This window comes from Pseudomonas sp. PvP009 (genome assembly GCF_017832995.1).
GTDB lineage: Bacteria > Pseudomonadota > Gammaproteobacteria > Pseudomonadales > Pseudomonadaceae > Aquipseudomonas > Aquipseudomonas syringae.
Map to the genome: position 1 here is coordinate 5,493,367 of NZ_JAFIBG010000001.1, position 22,034 is coordinate 5,515,400.

Consider the following 22,034-nt stretch of genomic DNA (forward strand, 5'->3'; position numbering starts at 1 on the left):
CGGTAAAGCAATACAGATTGGCCGGAAATATAGCATTCAGTGGCGTTTTTTGATCATCTGTATGGAAGATATAAAATACTTTTGAATCTGTATCGGTTTTGCCGTTCGCTTCATCATGGACCCACAGTCACCCAGGATGAGGGAACAGGACATGAACGGGTTCAGCGATGTGCGCCTTGCGCTTCACAGCCATGAATTGAATGAGTATCGGCCCGCGACGATCAGAACCGTCCGCTCGAACAAGGCCGATCTGTTGGCAGGCATGGGTCGCTGGGCGCTGTATCGCCATCGCTGGGCGTCGCGCCGCAGCTTGCTGACACTGACCGACGATCAGTTGCGCGACATCGGCCTGGATTTCCGCCAGGCGCGGGTCGAGGCCATGAAGCCGTTCTGGAGGCCCTGAGCCTTTAGCGCAGCTCTTTGAGGCGGTGCCAGAGCATGCCCAATGCCAGCAGAGGCGAGCGCAAGTGCTTGCCGCCGGGAAAGGTCATGTGCGGCACTTTGGCGAACAACTCGAAACCATCGCTGTGTTGCCCGGCGATGGCTTCGGCCAGCAGCCGCCCCGCCAGATGCGTGGCATTCAGACCGTGGCCCGAATAGGCCTGGGCATAAAACACGTTGGGGTGTTGCTTGAGCCGGCCTATCTGCGGCAGGCGATTGGCGCCGATGCCGATCATCCCGCCCCACTGGTAATCAATCTTCACGGCGGCCAGTTGCGGGAACACATCGAGCATCTTCGGTCGCATGTACGCGGCAATATCCTGAGGGTCGCGCCCCGAGTAATGGCAGGCACCGCCGAACAGCAAGCGGCGATCGGCAGACAGCCTGTAGTAATCCACCGTGACCCGCTGATCACAGACCGCCATGTCCTGCGGCAACACTTCACGGGCCTGCGCTTCGCTCAACGGCTCGGTGGCGATGATGTAGCTGCCGGCAGGCAATACCTTGCCGCTGATTTCCGGATTCAAGTCATTAAGGTAGGCGTTGCAACCCAGCACCAGGGTCTGCGCCTGCACCGAACCGCCAGCCGTGTGCACCCTGACCTGCGGGCCGTAGTCGATTTTCGTGACCGCTGAATGTTCGAACAGCCGTACGCCGAGCGACTGCGCCACAGCCGCTTCGCCCAAGGCCAGGTTCAACGGATGCAAATGCCCCGAGCCCATGTCGATCAGGCCACCGACATAGCGCGAGGAGCCCACCACGCTGTGCATCTCTTCGGGCTGCAGCAACTGCAGTGCATGGCGATAACCCAGGCTGCGCAACTCTTCTGCGTCTTCGGCAAGGCTGTGCAGGTCGCGCGGTTTGTTGGCCAGATCGCAATAACCCCACTTCAGGTCGCAATCGATAGCATGCCGTTCGATGCGCTGACGCACGATCTCGACGGCCTCGATGCCCAGCAGCTTGAGCTGCCGCACGCCTTCGCTGCCGATGACATTGGCGAACTGTTCGACACCATGACCGACGCCGCGAATCAGCTGGCCGCCATTGCGTCCGCTGGCCCCCCAACCGATCTTGCGCGCTTCGAGCAGCGCAACGCTGAACCCGCGCTCGGCCAGTTCGATGGCGGTATTGAGGCCCGAGAATCCACCGCCTACCACGCACACATCCACCTTCACCTCACCTTGCAGCGCAGGATGATCCGCTTGCGCATGACTGCTGGCGGCGTAATAGGAGGCAACGTGCTGATCGTGACGTGGCGGGTGCTGAACGCGGGCGTTCATGAGCGTGTCCTGTTGGCGGCGGATGGCGTATCGGGAGGATAAGCCGCTGTCATGAGCCTGCCAACTGGGGCAAACTCTCGGCATTGTGTAGGAATGGTCGATTCAATGAGCTGCAACCGTCAGAAAATAGCGGATCTGCGTCGCCAGATCCCCTCGTTCGAATGTGTGCCTGGCTGCCACGACTGCTGTGGCCCGGTGACCACGTCGCCCGAAGAGATGTCGCGGCTGCCGCGCAAGACGGCCGCCGAACAGGACGCCGCGCTGGATGAACTCAATTGCGTACACCTTGGCCCGCAAGGCTGCACAGTGTATGAAGAACGCCCACTGATCTGCCGCCTGTTCGGTACCACCGCAAGCCTGCCCTGCCCGAATGGACGTCGCCCGGTCGAGTTGATCCATCCACGGGTCGAAAAGCAGATTCATGAGTATATGGCCTCGACCCGGCAAGTCCTGGTATAGCGAGCAATCAGTCGGGAATCGGCAGATTCAGGCTCTCTTTGACTTCCTCCATAACGATGTAGCTCTTGGACTCACGTACGTGCGGCAGTTTGAGCAGGATATCGCCCAGCAGTTTGCGGTAGGACGCCATCTCGGAAATCCGTGCCTTGACCAGATAGTCGAAGTCGCCTGACACCAGGTGGCACTCCAGCACATGGGGAAGCTTCAGCACGGCACGGCGGAATTCTTCGAAGGTGTCGCCAGACTTGTAGTCCAGGCTGATCTCCACGAATACCAGCAGGCTGGCCTTGAGGCTTTGCGGGTTCAGTCGGGCGGTGTAGCCCATGATGATCCCCTCGCGTTCAAGCCTGCGCACCCGTTCCGTACAGGGCGTGGTAGACAGGCCGACCCGTTCGCCAAGCTCGGTGAACGAGATGCGCCCGTCGGCCTGCAGGATGCGCAGAATGTTGCGATCTATCTTGTCCAGTTCACGATTTGACTGGTGTTGAGTGCGCACGGGTTATTTCCCCTCTAGCAAAGCGTTTATCGCCGCGAATAAACACTAAATATAGACTTTTATACAGTGAGAAGCACTGCCAATTGCTCAATATACTGCGCACATCCTTGCTTAAAACTTCGAATTATCAGCGGATATCCGCGATGAGGTCATCGACATGCGCGTTCTGGTCCTGGGTAGTGGCGTCATCGGTACAACCAGTGCTTATTATCTGGCGCGTGCCGGTTTCCAGGTGACTGTCGTTGACCGTCAGCCTGCTGCTGCCATGGAGACCAGTTTTGCCAATGCCGGCCAGGTTTCTCCGGGCTATGCCTCGCCATGGGCTGCGCCGGGTGTTCCCCTCAAAGCGCTCAAATGGCTGCTGCAGCGTCACGCGCCTTTGGCGATCAAGGCAACAGCGGATATCGATCAGTACCTGTGGATGGCTCAAATGCTGCGCAACTGCACGGCCAGCCGCTATGCCATCAATAAAGAACGCATGGTACGCCTGTCCGAATACAGCCGCGATTGCCTGGATGAACTGCGCCTCGAGACCGGCATTGCCTACGAAGGGCGCAGCCTGGGCACCACACAGTTGTTCCGTACCCAGGCCCAGTTGGATAACGCTGCCAAGGACATCGCCGTGCTCGAGCAGTCCGGTGTGCCCTATGAACTGCTGGACCGCGAAGGCATTGCCCGGGTCGAGCCCGCATTGGCCGGTGTGACCGGCATCCTCAGTGGCGCGTTGCGCCTGCCCAACGACCAGACGGGTGACTGTCAGTTGTTCACCACGCGCCTGGCGGAAATGGCCGTGGCGTTGGGAGTCGAGTTCCGCTACGGGCAAAACATCGAACGCCTCGATCACGCAGGCGACAGCATCAATGGCGTGTGGATCGACGGCAAGCTCGAGACCGCTGATCGTTACGTGCTGGCGCTGGGCAGTTACTCGCCGCAGTTGCTCAAGCCGCTGGGCATCAAGGCGCCGGTCTATCCGCTGAAGGGCTACTCGCTGACCGTGCCGATCACCAACCCGGACATGGCGCCGACTTCGACCATTCTCGATGAAACCTATAAAGTCGCGATCACCCGTTTCGACAACCGGATCCGCGTCGGCGGCATGGCGGAAATCGCCGGTTTTGACCTGTCGCTCAATCCGCGTCGACGCGAAACACTGGAGATGATCGTCGGTGACCTCTATCCTCAGGGCGGCGACCTGACCCAGGCCGATTTCTGGACCGGGTTGCGTCCGACCACGCCCGACGGCACACCGATTGTGGGTGCAACACCGTTCCGTAACCTGTTCCTCAATACCGGCCATGGCACCCTGGGCTGGACGATGGCGTGTGGTTCCGGTCGTTTGCTGGCAGACCTCATTGCCCGCAAGACACCCCGTATCAGTGCTGAAGGCCTTGATATCTCTCGTTACGGCAACACTCAGGAGAATGCACAGCATGTCCATCCAGCGCCAGCTCACCAATGAGCGCATGAGTCAGGTCGTTGTCCACAATGGCACCGTCTATCTGTCGGGCCAGGTCGGCAATGACATGACTGCGGGTGTCGAGCAGCAGACCCGAGAGGTTCTGAACAGCATCGAGCGCCTGCTCGACCTGGCCGGCACCGACAAGACGCGTATCCTGTCGGTCACCATTTACCTGAAAGACATCGACGCCGACTTCGCAGGCATGAACAGCGTCTGGGACAAATGGCTGCCCAAGGGTTTCGCGCCTGCACGCGCAACGGTCGAGGCCAAGCTGTGCGAGCCGGAAATCCTCGTTGAACTGTCGGTGGTTGCCGCGCTGCCTTGAGCCCTTTTTGCCCGGCGCGTCCCCGCGTCGGGTTGATCTTCCCCTTCCATCCTTTCAGGCAAGTAAACGTCATCATGCGTCCAGCCCGCGCCTTTATCGATCTTCAGGCACTGCGTCACAACTACCAATTGGCCCGTGAAAACAGCGGCGGCAAAGCGCTCGCCGTCGTCAAGGCCGATGCCTACGGTCACGGCGCGGTGCGCGTCGCGCAGGCACTGCAAGCGCAGGCCGACGGTTTTGCAGTGGCTTGCATTGAGGAAGCACTAGAGCTGCGTGCGGCAGGTATCCGTGCGCCCGTTCTGCTGCTCGAAGGTTTTTTCGAGGCCGACGAGTTGGCGCTGATTGTCGAGCATGACCTGTGGACCGTTGTACATGCGACCTGGCAACTGGAAGCTATCGAGCAGGCGCGCCTGGGCAAGCCGATAACGGTATGGCTCAAGCTCGACACCGGCATGCACCGGGTCGGCCTGCATCCCCACGAGTACCAGGCGGGTTATCAGCGTCTGCTGGCAACCGGCAAAGTGGCCAGAATCGTGCTGATGAGCCACTTCTCCCGCGCCGATGAGCTGAACAGCGGCTGCAGTGATGAGCAGCTCGCGGTATTCGAGACCTTTCGCAAGGGGCTGGCAGCAGAAACCAGTCTGAAAAACTCCCCGGCGGTGCTGGGCTGGCCACAGATCCCCAGCGACTGGTCACGCCCGGGCATCATGCTCTACGGTGCCACGCCGTTTGATCAGGCGCACCCGCTGGCGGATCGCCTGCAACCGGTGATGACCCTGGAATCGAAGATCATCAGCGTGCGTGAACTGCCCGTTGGTGAACCCGTGGGCTATGGCGCGACATTTGTCTGTGACCGGCCGTCGCGTATCGGGGTAGTGGCGATGGGGTACGCCGACGGCTATCCGCGTCACGCGCCCACCGGCACGCCCGTGCAGATCGACGGCCAGCCATCCAGGCTGCTCGGACGCGTGTCCATGGACATGCTCTGCGTCGACCTCACCGATGTGCCGCAGGCCGGGCTCGGCAGCCGAGTCGAGCTGTGGGGCAAGCAGGTGCTCGCCAGTGAAGTGGCCCAGCGCGCAGAAACCATCCCCTACGAAATCTTCTGCAATCTGCGTCGCGTTCCGCGCATCTATTCCGAAGACTAATTCAGTTCCCTGTGCCCCAGGCCGCAGTGGGTCGGGTGTCTGTCGAAGTGTTGTAAATATTGAACGCTGTTGCCATGATGGCGTTCAGACCGACTAGACCTGACAAAACCTGGGGGAATATCGCATTGGACGTGGGTGAACGACTGCAATCGATTCGCAAGCTCAAAGGCTTGTCCCAGCGTGAACTCGCCAAGCGCGCCGGTGTGACCAACAGCACCATCTCCATGATCGAAAAAAACAGCGTCAGCCCCTCGATCAGTTCGCTGCGCAAGGTGCTCGGCGGCATCCCCATGTCCATGGTCGAATTTTTTTCGGAAGAATCCGTGCCCGAAAACGCGGCTCAAGTGGTGTACAAGGCCAGCGAGCTGATTGATATATCGGACGGTGCCGTGACCATGAAGCTGGTCGGCAAATCGCATCAGGGCCGTGCCATTGCCTTTCTCACCGAGACCTACCCACCGGGTGCCGATACCGGCGAAGAAATGCTCGTTCACGAAGGTGAAGAGACCGGCATCCTCGTCGAGGGGCGGCTTGAGCTGGTGGTCGGGCTGGATACCTACGTGCTCGAAGCAGGTGACAGCTATTATTTCGAAAGCACCCGGCCGCATCGCTTTCGTAACCCGTTCGATGTCCCGGCACGATTGATCAGTGCGGCCACCCCGGCCAATTTCTGACCCGTCCCCTTACGATGAGTGACGCGTGAAACTGACCTGGAAGATTCTGAGCAGCGCAGGCGTTCTGACGTTGTGGGCGTTTAATGTGCAAGCCGCCGATAGCGCCCGAGCCCCTGACGACATCATCGCGGCGCATTGCGTCGCCTGTCACAGCGTCGGCCTGCTCAACGCGCCGAAGATCGGTGACACGGCGGCCTGGGAACAGCGCGCCCAGCAAAAAGGCGGCCTTGATGGACTGCTGGCCAGCACCATCAAAGGCCTCGGCATCATGCCCCCGAAAGGCACCTGCGGCGATTGCACAAACGACGAACTGAAGAGCGCCGTCCAGAGTATGTCCGGGCTGAAGTGAGGTGCACCCTCGTTCCCAGGCCTGAGCGACCGGCGCTGTGCATACGTTTTGTGGGAGCGAGCCGGGCGACGCTTCGCTTGCTCGCGAAGATGATGTTTAGATCGATGCATTTTTGGCGATAGTACACGCCCTTTTCGCGAACAAGTTCGCTCCTACGCCCTTTGGGCAGAAGCCAGGAAGCCTTTTGTTCCGGGCGTTCCAGGGATTGTGTATAACGATGATGCTCTGCGTGGCGAGCATGCAGCACTTTGGCGTTGTCGCCGGTCCAACCTGCACCCAATAACAATTCAGGAGAGCTGGGATGCCGTATTCCTGTTCCATCGAGCATGCCCTCGATCACGTTCTTGCGCAGTTACCCGAGCATATCCACCTCGGCATGCCGCTGGGGCTGGGCAAGCCCAACCGGTTTGTCAACGCGTTGTACCAGCGCATCAGCGAGTTGCCCGAACGACGGCTGACGATCTATACCGCGCTGACACTCGGGCGGCCGACGCCGGGGGAGGGTTTGCAGGCGCGCTTTCTCGAACCGTTTCTGCAGCGCGTCTTCGCTGACTATCCGGAGCTCGATTTCCTCGCTGCACTGCGCCGCGACAAACTCCCTGCCAATATCCGTGTGCAGCAATTCTTCATGCAGCCGGGCAGTTTGCTCAATAGCCAGTCAGCCCAGCAAGACTACGTCAGCAGCAATTACAGCCATGCCGCCCGCGACATCAACGCCAATGGCCTGAATCTGGTCGCGCAACTGGTGGCCCGTGACGAGCAGCGCCCAGGCACGTTGAGCCTGAGCTGCAACCCTGACGTGACCCTCGACCTGTTGCCCATGATCGCCAAGCGCCGGGCCGCCGGGGAGACCATTCTGATGCTCGGCCAGGTGCACGCCGACCTGCCGTACATGCCGGGCGACTCGGAGCTGGATGTCGACGCCTTCGATGTGCTGATCGACGAAGACGAGCGCAGTACACTGTTTTCCACCCCCAATATGCCGGTGGGCTATCAGGACCATCTGATCGGCCTGCACGCCAGCACGCTGGTACGTGACGGCGGCACGTTACAGATCGGCATTGGCTCGATGGGCGATGCACTGACCGGCGCATTGCTGGCCCGCCAGGCCGATAACGAAACCTGGCGGGGCCTGCTGGCCGAGCTGAACATGAGTAACTGGCAGACCCTGATAGATCGGGAGGGCGGCGTTCAGCCGTTTGCCAGCGGCCTTTACGGTTGCAGCGAAATGTTCGTCAACGGCCTGCTGGTACTCGCCGATGCCGGCATCGTGCGGCGCAAGGTGTACGCCGATGCAGAGCTGCAACGGCTGGCCAACATGGGCACGCTGGATGAGGATGCCCATCCTGGTGGCGTGGTCGTGCACGGCGGCTTTTTCCTCGGTCCGCAGAGTTTCTACGCGCGGCTGCGCGAGTTGCCCGCCGAGCGGCTGGTGCAGTTCAACATGACCGCCATCAGCTACATCAACGAGCTTTACGGCCAGGAAGAACTCAAGCGCCTGCAACGCCGCGATGCGCGCTTCATCAACAGTGCGTTTACCGTCACCCTGATGGGCGCGGCAGTGGCTGATCAGCTGGAAGACGGCCGGGTGCTCAGTGGCGTGGGCGGTCAGTACAACTTCGTGGCGCAGGCTCATGCACTGGAAGGCGCCCGTTCGATCCTGATGCTGCGCAGCTGGCGTGAGTCGGGCGGCGAGGTCAGCTCCAACATCGTCTGGCAGTACGGCCACACCACCATCCCCCGACACTTGCGCGACATTGTCGTGACCGAATACGGCATCGCCGATCTGCGCGGGCAGACCGACGCGACGGTGATCGAGCGAATTCTGAATATCACGGACTCGCGGTTTCAATCGGGCCTGATCGAGCAGGCGCAAAAGGCTGGCAAGCTGCCCAAGGACTTCCGTCTCGATCCGCGCTTCACCGACAACACGCCCGAGCGCCTCAAGGACACTGCATCACGCTACCCGTCACTGTTTACCGAGTACCCGCTGGGTTGCGACTTTACCGCCGAGGAGCGCGACCTGCTCAGAGCCTTGAACTGGCTGAAGAGCAAGCTCAAGCTCACTGAAATCCTCGAGCTGGGCAAAGCGACCCTCGACGCTCCGGACCCCGAAGCCTTCCTCGCGCACTTGCAACGCATGCAGCTCGACGCGCCGCAGGGCTTGCGCGAAGAGTTGTATCAGCGATTGTTGCTGGCCGGATTGCAGAACAGTACCGGGCTTGCCGGCTAAGAGGCGGGCACTGATCGTTGCCGCTGGCGACGATCGGTACCCGGTGTCAGGCGCCTAGGTCGTCGCCTTGCGGGTCGCACGCCCCACCGGGCCGACGCGCTCTTCGATGGCGTGCTGCAGAGCCTTGCGCTGGCCCATCAGGAATGCCAGCTCCGCGACCACAAACAACGGGCCGATGATCAGCCCGGTCAGGTCATCGATGAAGGCCGGTTTGCGCCCCTCGTAGTAATGGCCGACGAACTGGATGATCCAGCCAATCACAAAGAGCCCGACGCCCGCACTCAGCCAGACCATGGTTGCCTGCTGCGCAAGGTTGGCCCCGGCCCAGAGACACAGCGCCAGTAACACCGCCATGACGATGCCCAAGGCGCGGTCGAGTCGCAGGTAAAAAATCGTCGAACCCAAGGCCAGCAGCGCCGCCGGTGAAAGCCACAATCCGCTTATATTCCAGCCCGGTCGCGAGAGAAGCACCGCCACGGCCAGCACGATCAGAGGAATACCCACGAAGTGCGTCACGATATTGCGTGAATCACGGTGATAAGCCGCGTATTGGCTGAGATGATCGACAAGGTTTTTCATTATTATTCCTGCCTGAGACGATGGCCGGCTTGAGCCAGATTTCTTGTACAACATGCATGGCTGAAAGAGAAGGGAGCAAAAATGACAAATGGAGTGTCGTGGCGGTCACGATTGCTATCCGATTACTGGTTTTCCCATCTGCCTGCCAATCTGCAGGATAGCCTGCTGGACGCTGCCCGCCAGCGCCGCAAGACGCCCGGCAGGCGGCTGTTCGACAAGGGCGATCTGCCGTGCGGTGTTTATGTGCTGCTGGAGGGCAGCGTGCGAATCGGCGGCGCCCAGGAGCAGCGGCTGCTGACGCAGGTGGAATCGACGAGCGCGCCGTGCTGGTTTGGCGAAGTCTCGCTGTTTGACGGGCTGCCGCGCCGTTTCGAAGTCTGTTCGCTGGAGCAGAGCATCTTTCTGCACATCCCCCAGCCATTCCTGGCCCGGTTGCTCGACAGGCACCCCGAGTACTGGCGCTGGTTTGCCGCGCTGCTCAGCCAGAAGGTCGGCTTGCCACTGCCGAACCCCGAGAAAATGCGTCGCCTGCCGCCGCGGGCGCGGGTTGCCTGGCGCCTGTTGCTGCTCAGCGAGGGGTATGGCCCGTTGAGCCAGGCACGACGCCTGATTGCGCTGGACGATATTCAGGCGGCGGAGCGTCTCGCGCTTGCCTCGCCGGCCTTGCTGGAAGTGCTCCAGGACCTGCATGAGCGCAGGATCGTACGCTTGGGAGAAGGGCACCTGGAAGTGTTCGATGTGGACAAGCTGCGCAGGGTGGCGAACTTTTCCAGAGCCAGGGCTGTGTGCTGATCAGCGATCATCATCGAGCCTGGAAACATCCGGTAACGGCTCCGTTGTCGCTTCGATTGAGATAGCAAATGGGATTCACTACCATTTCGCCTCCTTTGCGAACGCGAGATACCCCGATGCAGGCAAGCAAGCGTCTTCTGGCTGCTCTGACACTGACTTTACTGGGCAGCGCCGCGCAGGCTGCCGATGAAGTGGTGGTGTATTCGTCCAGAATCGACGAGCTGATCAAGCCGGTATTCGATGCGTACACGGCCAGTACCGGGGTGAGGATCAAATTCATCACCGACAAGGAAGCGCCGCTGATGCAGCGCATCAAGGCCGAGGGCCAGAATGCCACCGCCGACCTGTTGCTGACGGTCGATGCGGGCAACCTCTGGCAGGCCGAGCAGATGGGTATCCTGCAGCCGTTCACCTCGCCGGTGATCGAAGCCAACATTCCGCCGCAGTATCGCTCGTCAACCCACGGCTGGACCGGTCTGAGCCTTCGCGCGCGCACCATCGCCTACTCCACCGACCGGGTGAAGCCTGCCGAGCTGAGCACCTACGAGGCGCTGGCCGACAAGAACTGGGAAGGCCGCTTGTGCCTGCGTACCGCGAAGAAGGTCTACAACCAGTCGCTGACCGCTACGCTGATCGAAACCCACGGCGCCGAAGCGTCGGAGAAAATCCTCAAGGGCTGGGTCAACAACCTGTCCACCGACGTGTTCTCCGATGACATCGCGGTGCTTGAGGCGATCAATGCCGGGCAATGCGACGTGGGCATCGTCAATTCCTATTACTACGGTCGCCTGCATAAGGAAAAACCCGACCTGGCGGTGAAGCTGTTCTGGCCGAACCAGGCTGATCGCGGTGTGCACGTCAACCTGTCGGGTATCGGTCTGACCAAGTACGCCCCGCACCCTGAAGCGGCCAAGGCGCTGGTCGAGTGGATGACCGGCCCCGAGGCGCAGAAGATTTTTTCCAGCGTCAATCAGGAGTTCCCGGCCAACCCGAACGTGGCGCCTTCAGAAGAAGTGGCGAGCTGGGGGCCGTTCAAGGCCGACACCCTCCCGGTTGAAGTGGCAGGCAAGCGTCAGGCAGAAGCGATACGCATGATGGATCGCGCGGGCTGGAATTGATTTAATACCCAAGTGCCTGACTCTCGTTGATACGCTTCGCGCTCATTGCACAAATCTTGAATAGCCCGAAAAGCGTGGCTTTCAGGCTTCTGCCCGCAGGGCGTAGGAGCGGACTTGTCCGCGAAGCCGTCAGTTCAGATAGTGCATTTTCTGAGAATGTACCGGCCTTTTCGCGGACAAGTCCGCTCCTACGGCTTTCAGCCAGAATCAGACCTGTGCGCACGCTCTGCTTACCCTCTTGAACCCCCTCATTTCGAGAACCTCCTTGGCCCATCCTGTGCAACGCCGCTGGTACCCCCTGGTCTTTGCCATCGCTGCGCTGGTCGTGCTGCCGCTGAGCGTTCTGCTGCTGTCGTGGGAGACGGTTGACCAGCAGATATGGTCGCACCTGCTCGAAACCCAGATGACGCGTCTGCTGGGCAATACGCTGATCCTGGTGCTGGGTGTCGGCGTGGGCGTGACGCTGCTGGGGGTGAGCCTGGCGTGGCTCACCAGCCTGTGTGAATTCCCCGGTCGCCGCTGGCTGGACTGGGCGCTGATGCTGCCTTTCGCGATCCCCGCCTATGTGCTGGCGTTCGTGTTTGTCGGGCTGCTGGATTTTTCCGGCCCGGTGCAGACCCTGATGCGCGAATGGTTCGGCTCCGGTCTGCGTCTGCCTCGGGTGCGTTCCACCGGTGGGGTGATCATCGTCCTGGTGCTGGTTTTCTACCCCTACGTCTACCTGTTGGCGCGCACGGCGTTTCTGGCGCAGGGCAAGGGCCTGATGGAAGCTGCGCGAGTGCTGGGCAACACGCCCCTGCAGGCGTTCTGGCGCGTGGCGCTGCCAATGGCGCGTCCGGCCATCGGCGCGGGGGTGGCGCTGGCGCTGATGGAGACCCTGGCCGACTTTGGCGCGGTGTCGGTGTTCAACTTTGACACGTTCACCACAGCCATCTACAAGACCTGGTACGGCTTCTTCAGCCTGTCCAGCGCCGCGCAACTGGCCAGCCTGCTGCTGTTGGCCGTGCTGGTGCTGCTGTACGGCGAACGCCGCGCTCGGGGTGCAAGCCGACCGGCCAACGAGCGTCCGCGTGGCGCTGCGCTTTACCGGTTACGCGGCATCAAGGCATTGGCCGCAAGCTTCTGGTGTGGGCTGGTGTTTCTCTGTGCTTTCGTGGTGCCGATGCTGCAATTGATCGTCTGGGTCTGGCAGCGTGGCCGCTTCGATCTGGATGAGCGCTACACCGGGCTGATTCTGCACACGCTCTATCTGGGCGGCATGGCGGCGTTGATCACTGTCAGTGTGGCGCTGATTCTGGCGTTTGCCCGACGTATGGCGCCCACGCCTGCGATCCGCTCCGGCGTCAGCCTCGCCAACCTGGGCTACGCATTGCCAGGCTCGGTACTGGCGGTTTCAATCATGCTGGCGTTCAGTTACCTGGACCGCGAACTGGTCATTCCGCTGTCCGGCTGGCTGGGCGGCGCAGGCAAGCCTTTGCTGCTCGGTAGCCTCTCGGCCTTGCTGCTGGCGTATCTGGTGCGCTTCATCGCCGTCGCCTTCGGTCCGCTGGAACACAGCCTGTCGCGTATCCGCCCGTCATTGCCTGAAGCCGCGCGCAGCTTGGGGGTCAGCGGGCCAAAGTTGTTTCTCAACGTGTATCTGCCGTTGCTGGTGCCAGGGGCGCTGAGCGCGGCACTGCTGGTGTTCGTCGATGTGCTCAAGGAAATGCCGGCAACCCTGCTCATGCGCCCGTTTGGCTGGGATACGCTGGCGGTACGCATCTTCGAAATGACCAGCGAGGGCGAGTGGGCACGGGCTGCGTTGCCAGCTTTGTCGCTGGTGCTTGTAGGATTATTACCTGTCATTGGGCTGATTCGTCGCTCTGCCCGTCAGATTGGCTAGGTGCGGGGGCCTCACCTTGCGGCTACAATGCGCCGCAATTGGTGCGGTCTGTCAGATAATTCGGTCAGCTGTTACGTGCTGCAAACTCCGGTTTATTGGGGGGCTTGCCGATCTCGTCTGCCCGCACCTTCGCCACGCCCGGAAGGAGAAACCCATGGGACAGCGTACCCCCCTGTTCGACCTGCACCTCGCCCTTGGCGCGAAAATGGTCGATTTTGGTGGCTGGGACATGCCGTTGCATTACGGATCGCAGGTCGAGGAACACCATCAGGTGCGTCGCGACTGTGGGGTCTTCGATGTCTCTCACATGAACGTGATCGATGTGCTCGGCGTTCAGGCCCGAGTCTGGCTGCGCCGTCTGCTGGCCAATGATGTAGACAAGCTCAAAACCCCCGGTCGTGCCTTGTACAGCGCCATGCTGGACGAGAGCGGCGGGGTGATCGATGACATGATCGTCTACCTCACGCCCGAAGGTTATCGGCTGGTCGTCAATGCGGCGACCGGCGTCAAGGATCTTGCCTGGATGCAGGCGCAACTGGACGACTTCGACGTGCAACTGGTCGAGCGCAGTGAAATGGCAATGCTCGCCATTCAAGGCCCCAAGGCCAGAACCCGTATTGCCGAGCTGGTTTCAAGCGCCCGCGCCGAGCTGATCCACCAGCTCAAGCCGTTCGAAGGGCTTGATGACGGTGACTGGTTTATCGCGCGCACCGGCTATACCGGTGAGGACGGCCTGGAGATCATGCTGCCTGCCGAAGAGGCCCAAAGCTTTTTCAATGAATTGGTCGGCGCGGGTATTTCCCCGATCGGCCTGGGCGCTCGCGACACGCTGCGCCTCGAGGCCGGCATGAACCTGTATGGCCAGGACATCGGTGAACATGTTTCGCCCTTGGCCTCGAATATGGCCTGGAGCATCGCCTGGGAGCCTGCCGACCGTGATTTTATCGGTCGCAAGGCGCTGGAGAGCGAACGTGCTGAAGGAACCGCCTTCAAACTCGTGGGATTGGTGCTCGAAGAGCGCGGCGTTTTACGGGCGCATCAGGTGGTACGTGTCGCAGAAATTGGCGAAGGAGAGATCACCAGTGGTAGTTTCTCTCCTACGTTGAGCAAATCCATTGCACTGGCTCGCGTTCCGATGGCGACCGCTGACCGGGCCGAGGTGGAAATCCGCGGCAAATGGTACCCGGTGCGGGTGGTGCAGCCTGCGTTCGTGCGCCATGGCAAAACCTTGATCTAACCTAATGGCGGGTTTTCCGCTGACCCGATGTTGAGGATGACTAAATGAGCAATATTCCCGCCGAGCTGCGTTTCGCCAAAAGTCATGAATGGGCACGTCTGGAGTCAGACGGCACCGTGACTGTCGGCATCTCGGACCATGCACAGGAAGCACTGGGCGATGTGGTCTTCGTCGAATTACCGGAAATCGGCAAGGTGTTCGCTGCCGCTGACACCGCCGGTGTTGTCGAGTCGGTCAAGGCCGCTTCGGATATCTACTCGCCGGTTGCGGGCGAGGTTATCGAGATCAATGAAGAACTGAGCGGTTCGCCCGAGTTGCTCAACAGCGAGCCGTACAGCGCCTGGATCTTCAAGCTCAAGCCAAGCGACGCCAATGGCGATCTGGCCGAGCTGCTGGATGCCGATGGATACAAGAGCGCCATCGGCGAATAACCGATTGCCGCTCACAAAAATGCCGCTCATGGAGCGGCATTTTTTATGCGCGAAGCTAATCGGCAAGACTTACTGGTTTTCAGCGACCAAATTCTTATCCAGGATCGCGTTGGCCAGTTCCATGTCGGTGGCTTTCAGGCCTGGATTGTCTTTGCGTACCTGCTCGATGGCCGCTTCCAGGAACGGACCGCGGATGCCACCGTCGCTGGCGACGAAGCTGCCTGCGTCGTCCTGGGCGGCAACGATCAGTTTGTGATCCTTGAAGGTCAGGTAAGTCGAGCCGGTGGTTGCACCGGAAGACAGCACATTACGCCAGAAGGTGTCAGCCATCGCTGAACCCATTGGGATGGAAAGCAAGGCTACGGTGGCGACAGCGAACTTGAGACGCATGATGAATTACTCCAGCTGTGGTTGTTCTGAGGGGTTGGATAGCCAAAGCCACGAACTAGTTCAATCAAGGTGTACCGCGTAGTTCACTTTAGCTGGCTCGCCATGCTGCGCGGGCTTCTGGACAACGCTTTCAACCTTGATCAGCGTTGTTCGCTTTGCGGTGTTACCCGCAGCACTTCCTCAAGTGTAGTCAGGCCCGCAGAGACTTTCTGCGCGCCGGACAGACGCAGGCTGCGCGTCCCTTCCTTGAAGGCCTGACGACGCATGGCGGTCAGGTCCAGGTCCGCCGAGATCAATGCCTTGATGTTGTCGGACATGACCATGATCTCGTAGACACCCGCCCGACCCCGGTAGCCGGTATCGCGACACTCCACGCAGCCAACCGCCTGATGCGCGCCGGGTGGCACCGGTGCCTGCCAGGGGCGCGTCAGGGTTTGCCAGTCGGTCTCGTTGAGGTTAATGGGCGCCTTGCAGTGTGGGCAAAGGGTGCGCACCAGACGCTGGGCCATGACGCCGAGGATGGTCGCCTTGAGCAGGTAGTGCGGCACACCCAGCTCGAGCATCCGGCTGATGGCGCTGGGCGCATCGTTGGTGTGCAGCGTCGACAGCACCAGGTGACCGGTGAGCGCCGCCTGAATCGCCATTTCTGCCGTCTCCAGGTCGCGAATCTCGCCGATCATGATGATGTCCGGGTCCTGTCGCATCAGTGCGCGCACGCCGGCGGCAAAGCTCAGGTCGATGTTGTGTTGAACCTGCATCTGGTTGAAGGCCGGTTCGACCATCTCGATGGGGTCTTCGATGGTGCACAGGTTGACCTCGGAGGTCGCCAGTTTCTTGAGGGTGGTGTACAGCGTGGTGGTCTTGCCCGAACCGGTCGGGCCGGTGACCAGAATGATGCCGTTGGGCTGGCGGGTCATTTCCTGCCAGCGCCGCAGGTCGTCACTGGAAAAGCCCAACTGGTCGAAGTCCTTGAGCAATACCTCGGGGTCGAAGATCCGCATGACCATTTTTTCGCCAAACGCGGTCGGCAGGGTCGACAGGCGCAACTCCACTTCGCGATTCTCAGGCGTGGTGGTCTTGACCCGCCCGTCCTGTGGTTTGCGTTTTTCGGCGACGTTCATCCGGCCCAGGCTTTTCAGGCGGCTGACAATCGCCATGATCACCTGCGCCGGAAACTGGTAAACGTTGTGCAGCACCCCGTCGATGCGAAAGCGCACGGTGCCCTGTTCGCGGCGCGGCTCGATGTGAATATCACTGGCGCGTTGCTGGAAGGCGTACTGGAACAGCCAGTCGACGATATTGACGATGTGCGCGTCGTTGGCGTCAGGCTCCTGATCGCTGGCACCGAGCTTGAGCAACTGTTCGAAGTTGCCCATGTTGCTCATTTTTTGCTCAGAGGCGCTGGCACCGCTGACCGACTTGGCCAGCCTGAAAAACTCCATCGCCATGCGCTGGATGTCTGCCGGGTTGGCGACCACACGTTTGATCTGCAGCTTGAGCACGTGCGCCAGGTCGGCTTCCCATGAGCGCACATAAGGCTGCGCGCTGGCGATGGTCACCGATTCGCGATCGACCGCCACGGCCAGAATCTTGTGGCGCTGGGCAAAGGCGTAGGACATCAGTGGCGTGACCGCCGCGACGTTGATCTTCAGCGGGTCGATACGCATGTAAGGCTGGCCACAGGTTTTGGCCAGCCAGGCGGTCAGGGTTTCCACGTCCAGCTTCTTGCCCGGTCGCTTGAGGTCGTCAAACTGCAGCGAAGCGAGAAACTCGAGGGGATGCAGCTGGATGTTCACCGCACTGCGACGTTGGGTGAGTGCCGTTTCCGCGTCGTCCTGGCCGAGATAGCCTTCGGCAACCAGATCACGCAGCACATCATTCAGATCAAGCCAGCGATCCTGTGAAGAGGGGGCCAGGGCTGCCATGTGCGCTCCTTGAGGCAATTCGTCATTGGACGATGAACAAGAGTAGACGCCAAGCGTGACAGCGTTATTGGTTCTATGCGACCGGGAATTGCCGGAGCAGGCGAATTGATTCAGCCCGTCGCCAGGGCGACACGGGATTGCGCAGTATTCCGGACGTCGACCTGCTCGACTTCCACTGAGCAGACGTCGATCAGGTTGCGCATTTTTTCGCCAATCACCTGTGCTCGATGCCAGCTCAATCTGCAAACCTGAAGGTCGATGAGCAGCAGGCTCTCTTGTTGCACAGCACTCAATTGGTCGGGAATCAGATACTGCATGGCAAACAGGTTCAACACCTGACAGAGCAAGGCAGGCTCGGCTTCGGCGCAGATACGGTAGCGTGCGCAGCACTGTGCATTGCTGGACGACCAGCTATCTGGACGCTGGGAAGGGGGGGTGACGGCTTCGAGATTGGGCATGCTGATACTCCACAAGGATGCTGGAAATCTTTGCATGCGTGAAAAGAAATTTCTGGTCCATCATTGGGTGGATTAGTCTTTATAAGACTTGTTAATGCGCTGCAGGCTATTTCGGAAAATTAATTATGCAAATCGAGCTGGACAGTTACGATCGCAGGATTCTGGCGCTGCTGCAGGAAGACGCTTCGCTTTCCAGTGCGCAGATTGCCGAGCAGGTCGGTCTGTCGCAATCACCCTGCTGGCGCCGCATTCAGCGGCTCAAGGATGAAGGGGTGATTCGCCGTCAGGTGGCGTTGCTGGACCGCAAGAAAATCGGTCTGAACACGCAGATATTCGCCGAGGTAAAACTCAACGCCCACGGGCGCTCCAACTTCACCGAGTTCACCGACGCGATTCGTGGCTTCCCGGAGGTGCTGGAGTGCTATGTGCTGATGGGGTCGGTGGATTTTCTGCTGCGCATCGTGACGCCGGATATCGAGGCGTACGAGCGGTTCTTCTTCGAAAAACTGTCGCTGGTACCCGGCATTCAGGAAGTGAACTCGACAGTGGCCCTCTCGGAGATCAAATCCACCACCAGCCTGCCGCTTCTGCGCTGACGGGGCTGGTGCCCGGAGTTGCGCCCGCCTCGGTTGTGCCTCGTGCACCGAGGTGACTGGTTTTGCTGCCGGTTCCCGGCAGTTCGCGGACAAGTCCGCTCCTACAAAAAACGGGAGATCATGTACAAGCGCAGCGTCGCCCGGTCTGCTCCCACGCCCTTCGGGCAGAATCAGAAGCGGACTTGCGTATGACGCTGAATGACCTGGCCTGCAGCAGTGCTTCTGCCCGGAGGGCGTAGGAGCGGACTTGTCCGCTCCTACAAAAAACGGGAGATCATGTACAAGCGCAGCGTCGCCCGGTCTGCTCCCACGCCCTTCGGGCAGAATCAAAAGCGGACTTGCGTATGACGCTGAATGATCTGGCCTGCAGCAGTGCTTCTGCCCGGAGGGCGTAGGAGCGGACTTGTCCGCTCCTACAAAAAACGGGAGATCATGTACAAGCGCAGCGTCGCCCGGTCTGCTCCCACGCCCTTTGGGCAGAATCAAAAGCGGACTTGCGTATGACGCTGAATGACCTGGCCTGCAGCAGTGCTTCTGCCCAGAGGGCGTAGGAGCGGACTTGTCCGCTCCTACAAAAAACGGGAGATCATGTACAAGCGCAGCGTCGCCCGGTCTGCTCCCACGCCCTTCGGGCAGAATCAAAAGCGGACTTGCGTATGACGCTGAATGATCTGGCCTGCAGCAGTGCTTCTGCCCGGAGGGCGTAGGAGCGGAGGGCGTAGGAGCGGACTTGTCCGCTCCTACAAAAAACGGGAGATCATGTACAAGCGCAGCGTCGCCCGGTCTGCTCCCACGCCCTTCGGGCAGAATCAGAAGCGGACTTGCGTATGACGCTGAATGATCTGGCCTGCAGCAGTGCTTCTGCCCGGAGGGCGTAGGAGCGGACTTGTCCGCGATGGGCTGCGAAGCGGCCCTAAAACGTTTCAGGCAGTTCGCGGACAAACGAAGCGTCGCTTGGTCCACTTCTACGGCCTTCTGATCCAGCCTTACAAGCGCAGCAGGGTTTTCCAGGCGCGGCTCTGGAAGACGGTGATTGCCTGTTGCACGCGGGCATCGAGGACTTCGTCGCTGATGTCCAGATGCGCCAGTTCTTCCAGTTTGCGCAGTTCGCCATACAGGCGATCCAGTTCCGGCAGGTCCAGCGCGCCGCGTGCCCAGTGCAGCCAGGACTGGATGCGCTCGATGCGGGGCAGTTGCTCGGCCAGGTCTTCCGGCTGCTGCTGATAACGGCTCAGTTGCAGGGACGTGGCTTCTTCGCCCAGCAGGCGTGGCAGCCAACTGCTCAACAGCGCGGCGCCCTGACGATTGCCGCGGGTGTTGCGTTCGGCGGTCCAGCTGCGGGAAAGCAACCAGCGTGAGGTATTCAGCGAGAACTCGCCCCAGCGCGTGTCCTGCAATTCTTCGAGGAATTGCTCGTGGGCGGCACCACGGACATCGGCATCTTCCTGCCCGGCCTGAACCAGCGGTCGCCAGTCTTCCAGCAAGGCGTCCAGCGCAGTACGCAGTTGTGCGGTCGAGGTGCGCGGCGCGGCCTGGCCGAGGCTGCTGGTCAGAGCACGCAGTTCGGCGAGCATCTCGACCCAGTCCTGCAGCAGACGCCAGTGGCCGTTGAAGCGGTATTGCTCGGCCAGGCGCTGGCTGCTGCCCAGCAGATGCCAGGCCAGCGCGGAATAAGCGTCGTCCAGCGGCGTTTCGGCAGTCAGGGCGGGCGCATGCAGGCTCAGCGAGTAGCTGCTGGCATCGAGCAGACGGTAGCCGCGCTCGGCCTTGCTGATATCACACGGCATCAGCGGCAGCGTTGCAGCCAGCTCGGCAGCCAGTTCCAGCAGCGCGGCAGGTTCGCCTTCACGCAGCTCGAGCTCCAGCTCGCAGATTTCTTCCTTCTGCTTGCCCGCCACCACCTGGCCCAAGTCCAGTGCGGCTTCGATCACCACTTTGGCCTTGCCACGGCCCCAGGCAATCTCGGCTTTCTCACGCACGAAATCGGTGGTGAACAGCGGCTTGATGGTTTTCTTGTCCAGATCGGCCAGTTGCTCGGGCCAGCAATCGCCTTCGAGCTTTTTCAGGTCCAGCTTGGCCTTGCTCAGGTCCCAGTTGTACTCATTGCGCTCGGACAGACCGGCCACGCTCTGCCCGCGAGTCTTCATGGTCTGGATGATCTGATCGCCGTCGCGGCGGATACGCAGGGCGACTTTGGCCTGCGCCAGCTCACCTTCGGGGGTATCGAAATACTGGTTAGACAGTTCAAGGCGCTCCCAGCCACTCTTGTTGCGCTTCTTGAGCAACGGGTGTTCACGCAGAGCAGCGAGGGTCTCGCGGCTGACGCGGAGTTTGATTTCAGTTTCTTTTTGCATGGCCGGGGGAATCCAAACGCTGATACGGATAAACGGGAGCGCAGCCCATGATTGAACGGCTGCTGAGGCCGTCAGTGTACAGGACATGGCCCGAAACGGTTTATTCCTGGGTTGCTATGGCCCTATGATGGGCCGTGTTCCGTCTCGATTACAGGAAGCGTCCATGCCGTTGCCGTCCATGAAAGACCAGTTCGCCGCGCTGATCGCCGTACCCTCGGTGAGCTGCACTCAGCCTTCCCTGGACCAGAGCAACCGTCCCGTCATCGATCTGCTGGCCGGATGGCTGGGCGATCTGGGGTTTGCCTGCGACATCCAGCAAGTGTCGCCCGGCAAGTTCAATCTGCTGGCGACCTACGGAACAGGCCCAGGCGGTCTGGTACTGGCGGGGCACAGCGATACCGTGCCGTTCGATGAGGCACTGTGGAAGACCGACCCCTTGAAGCTGACCGAGGTGGATGGCCGCTGGGTCGGGCTGGGCAGTTGCGACATGAAGGGCTTCTTTGCGCTGGTCATCGAAGCGGTGCGTGGCCTTGTTGATCAGCCGTTCAAGCAGCCGCTGCTGATCCTCGCCACCTGCGACGAGGAAAGCTCGATGGCCGGTGCCCGCGCGCTGGCCGACGCCGGCCGCCCGCTGGGTCGTGCGGCAGTGATTGGCGAGCCGACCGGGCTCAAGCCGATCCGCCTGCACAAGGGCGTGATGATGGAGCGCATCGATATTCTCGGGCGCAGCGGCCATTCCTCCGACCCGAGCCTTGGGCACAGCGCACTCGAAGCCATGCACGACGCCATCAGCGAACTCAAGGGCCTGCGCACGCAGTGGCAGGCGAAGTACCGCAACCCGCAATTCACGGTGCCGCAGCCGACGCTGAACCTGGGCTGTATTCATGGCGGCGACAACCCGAACCGGATTTGTGGCCAGTGCTCGCTGGAATTCGACCTGCGCCCGCTGCCGGGCATGGACCCGGAGATGCTGCGCTCGGCCATTCGGCAGAAGCTGCAGCCGCTGGCCGAGCTGCATCAGGTACAGATCGACTACGCGCCATTGTTCCCCGAATGCGCGCCGTTCGAGCAGGTCGCTGACGCTGAACTCGTGCGTGTCGCTGAACGCCTGACCGGTCATACGGCCGCAGCAGTAGCATTCGGCACCGAAGCGCCTTATCTTCAGCGCCTCGGCTGCGAGACACTGGTGCTTGGCCCGGGCGACATCGCCTGTGCGCATCAGCCGGGGGAATACCTCGAAATGTCACGTCTTGACCCTACAGTGCGTCTGTTACGTCAATTGATCGAACATTACTGCCTGACGCCCCAGTGAGTCAGGCATAGCCCGTATTAATCAAAGTATCTTGAGCAAAAGGAGACTGCGCGTGCTGCCAAGCCTGTTCCGACGATAACCACCACACCGTTGTGC

The 22,034-nt window shown here is 60.8% G+C and carries 22 protein-coding genes; 15 read left to right on the forward strand and 7 right to left on the reverse strand.

Annotated features, from left to right (window positions below):
- Nucleotides 1–151: 151 nt before the first annotated feature.
- Nucleotides 152–403 (forward strand): DUF1127 domain-containing protein, encoded by a 252-nt coding sequence (locus tag JOE29_RS23660; RefSeq protein WP_010413380.1) that lies wholly within the window; start codon nucleotides 152–154, stop codon nucleotides 401–403.
- 4 nt (nucleotides 404–407) lie between these two features.
- Here the strand turns inward: JOE29_RS23660 and JOE29_RS23665 are convergent, their stop codons facing one another.
- Nucleotides 408–1,721, reverse strand: coding sequence for an FAD-binding oxidoreductase (locus tag JOE29_RS23665; protein ID WP_103362757.1), 1,314 nt, complete (start codon nucleotides 1,719–1,721; stop codon nucleotides 408–410).
- A 105-nt stretch (nucleotides 1,722–1,826) separates the two neighbouring features.
- Between JOE29_RS23665 and JOE29_RS23670 the strand changes: the two genes are divergently transcribed.
- Nucleotides 1,827–2,180 (forward strand): YkgJ family cysteine cluster protein, encoded by a 354-nt coding sequence (locus JOE29_RS23670; protein WP_074953776.1) that lies wholly within the window; start codon nucleotides 1,827–1,829, stop codon nucleotides 2,178–2,180.
- Nucleotides 2,181–2,187: 7 nt separating this feature from the next.
- Here JOE29_RS23670 and dadR read toward each other — a convergent pair whose 3' ends face one another.
- A complete protein-coding gene (gene dadR, locus JOE29_RS23675; protein ID WP_003314011.1) occupies nucleotides 2,188–2,676 on the reverse strand; it encodes a transcriptional regulator DadR in 489 nt (162 codons plus the stop codon).
- Nucleotides 2,677–2,833: 157 nt separating this feature from the next.
- Between dadR and dadA the strand changes: the two genes are divergently transcribed.
- The 6 genes from dadA (at nucleotide 2,834) to JOE29_RS23705 (ending at nucleotide 8,864) form a co-directional block, all read left to right on the forward strand.
- Nucleotides 2,834–4,135: a D-amino acid dehydrogenase gene (gene dadA, locus JOE29_RS23680; protein ID WP_003392572.1), complete on the forward strand. Its 1,302-nt coding sequence runs from the start codon at nucleotides 2,834–2,836 to the stop codon at nucleotides 4,133–4,135.
- A complete protein-coding gene (locus JOE29_RS23685) occupies nucleotides 4,107–4,460 on the forward strand; it encodes a RidA family protein (protein ID WP_003392569.1) in 354 nt (117 codons plus the stop codon). Before dadA ends, JOE29_RS23685 begins: the two co-directional genes overlap by 29 nt.
- 74 nt (nucleotides 4,461–4,534) lie before the next feature.
- Nucleotides 4,535–5,608: an alanine racemase gene (gene alr / locus JOE29_RS23690; protein ID WP_024692051.1), complete on the forward strand. Its 1,074-nt coding sequence runs from the start codon at nucleotides 4,535–4,537 to the stop codon at nucleotides 5,606–5,608.
- 125 nt (nucleotides 5,609–5,733) lie between these two features.
- The gene (locus JOE29_RS23695; protein ID WP_003314015.1) at nucleotides 5,734–6,282 is read left to right on the forward strand and encodes a cupin domain-containing protein; all 549 of its coding nucleotides are present in this window, start codon (nucleotides 5,734–5,736) and stop codon (nucleotides 6,280–6,282) included.
- Between the two features lie 25 nt (nucleotides 6,283–6,307).
- Complete coding sequence (locus tag JOE29_RS23700) at nucleotides 6,308–6,631, forward strand: c-type cytochrome (protein ID WP_058445461.1); 324 nt, start codon at nucleotides 6,308–6,310, stop codon at nucleotides 6,629–6,631.
- 301 nt (nucleotides 6,632–6,932) lie between these two features.
- Entirely contained in the window at nucleotides 6,933–8,864 is a 1,932-nt protein-coding gene (locus tag JOE29_RS23705; RefSeq protein ID WP_210079920.1) for an acetyl-CoA hydrolase/transferase family protein, read from the forward strand.
- Nucleotides 8,865–8,918: 54 nt separating this feature from the next.
- Here the strand turns inward: JOE29_RS23705 and JOE29_RS23710 are convergent, their stop codons facing one another.
- Nucleotides 8,919–9,443, reverse strand: a complete 525-nt coding sequence (locus tag JOE29_RS23710; protein ID WP_058445457.1) for an Mpo1-like protein — start codon at nucleotides 9,441–9,443, stop codon at nucleotides 8,919–8,921.
- An 81-nt stretch (nucleotides 9,444–9,524) separates the two neighbouring features.
- Here JOE29_RS23710 and JOE29_RS23715 point away from each other — a divergent pair, with 81 nt between their 5' ends.
- The 5 genes from JOE29_RS23715 to gcvH all read left to right on the forward strand — a co-directional run bounded on the left by JOE29_RS23715 (nucleotide 9,525) and on the right by gcvH (nucleotide 14,903).
- Nucleotides 9,525–10,235: a Crp/Fnr family transcriptional regulator gene (locus JOE29_RS23715; RefSeq protein ID WP_137983708.1), complete on the forward strand. Its 711-nt coding sequence runs from the start codon at nucleotides 9,525–9,527 to the stop codon at nucleotides 10,233–10,235.
- Nucleotides 10,236–10,351: 116 nt separating this feature from the next.
- Nucleotides 10,352–11,353, forward strand: coding sequence for an extracellular solute-binding protein (locus JOE29_RS23720; RefSeq protein ID WP_057406514.1), 1,002 nt, complete (start codon nucleotides 10,352–10,354; stop codon nucleotides 11,351–11,353).
- Between the two features lie 265 nt (nucleotides 11,354–11,618).
- Nucleotides 11,619–13,235, forward strand: coding sequence for an iron ABC transporter permease (locus JOE29_RS23725; protein ID WP_003347474.1), 1,617 nt, complete (start codon nucleotides 11,619–11,621; stop codon nucleotides 13,233–13,235).
- A 154-nt stretch (nucleotides 13,236–13,389) separates the two neighbouring features.
- The gene (gene gcvT, locus JOE29_RS23730; RefSeq protein ID WP_017278613.1) at nucleotides 13,390–14,472 is read left to right on the forward strand and encodes a glycine cleavage system aminomethyltransferase GcvT; all 1,083 of its coding nucleotides are present in this window, start codon (nucleotides 13,390–13,392) and stop codon (nucleotides 14,470–14,472) included.
- A 44-nt stretch (nucleotides 14,473–14,516) separates the two neighbouring features.
- Nucleotides 14,517–14,903, forward strand: coding sequence for a glycine cleavage system protein GcvH (gcvH, locus tag JOE29_RS23735; RefSeq protein WP_003425956.1), 387 nt, complete (start codon nucleotides 14,517–14,519; stop codon nucleotides 14,901–14,903).
- Between the two features lie 69 nt (nucleotides 14,904–14,972).
- Here gcvH and JOE29_RS23740 read toward each other — a convergent pair whose 3' ends face one another.
- The 3 genes from JOE29_RS23740 to JOE29_RS23750 all read right to left on the reverse strand — a co-directional run bounded on the left by JOE29_RS23740 (nucleotide 14,973) and on the right by JOE29_RS23750 (nucleotide 17,676).
- Nucleotides 14,973–15,293: a DUF2388 domain-containing protein gene (locus tag JOE29_RS23740; RefSeq protein ID WP_002551535.1), complete on the reverse strand. Its 321-nt coding sequence runs from the start codon at nucleotides 15,291–15,293 to the stop codon at nucleotides 14,973–14,975.
- Nucleotides 15,294–15,433: 140 nt separating this feature from the next.
- On the reverse strand, nucleotides 15,434–17,218 hold the full coding sequence (locus JOE29_RS23745) for a GspE/PulE family protein (RefSeq protein WP_003347463.1): 1,785 nt from the start codon (nucleotides 17,216–17,218) through the stop codon (nucleotides 15,434–15,436).
- A gap of 110 nt (nucleotides 17,219–17,328) precedes the next feature.
- On the reverse strand, nucleotides 17,329–17,676 hold the full coding sequence (locus tag JOE29_RS23750; protein WP_016566914.1) for a hypothetical protein: 348 nt from the start codon (nucleotides 17,674–17,676) through the stop codon (nucleotides 17,329–17,331).
- Between the two features lie 125 nt (nucleotides 17,677–17,801).
- Between JOE29_RS23750 and JOE29_RS23755 the strand changes: the two genes are divergently transcribed.
- Complete coding sequence (locus JOE29_RS23755) at nucleotides 17,802–18,272, forward strand: Lrp/AsnC family transcriptional regulator (protein WP_003305413.1); 471 nt, start codon at nucleotides 17,802–17,804, stop codon at nucleotides 18,270–18,272.
- 986 nt (nucleotides 18,273–19,258) lie between these two features.
- Here the strand turns inward: JOE29_RS23755 and JOE29_RS23760 are convergent.
- On the reverse strand, nucleotides 19,259–20,626 hold the full coding sequence (locus JOE29_RS23760) for a CYTH domain-containing protein (RefSeq protein WP_180274154.1): 1,368 nt from the start codon (nucleotides 20,624–20,626) through the stop codon (nucleotides 19,259–19,261).
- A gap of 163 nt (nucleotides 20,627–20,789) precedes the next feature.
- On the opposite strand from JOE29_RS23760, the gene argE reads away from it, so the two are divergent.
- Nucleotides 20,790–21,938 (forward strand): acetylornithine deacetylase, encoded by a 1,149-nt coding sequence (gene argE / locus JOE29_RS23765; RefSeq protein ID WP_003347457.1) that lies wholly within the window; start codon nucleotides 20,790–20,792, stop codon nucleotides 21,936–21,938.
- Nucleotides 21,939–22,034: the final 96 nt, after the last annotated feature.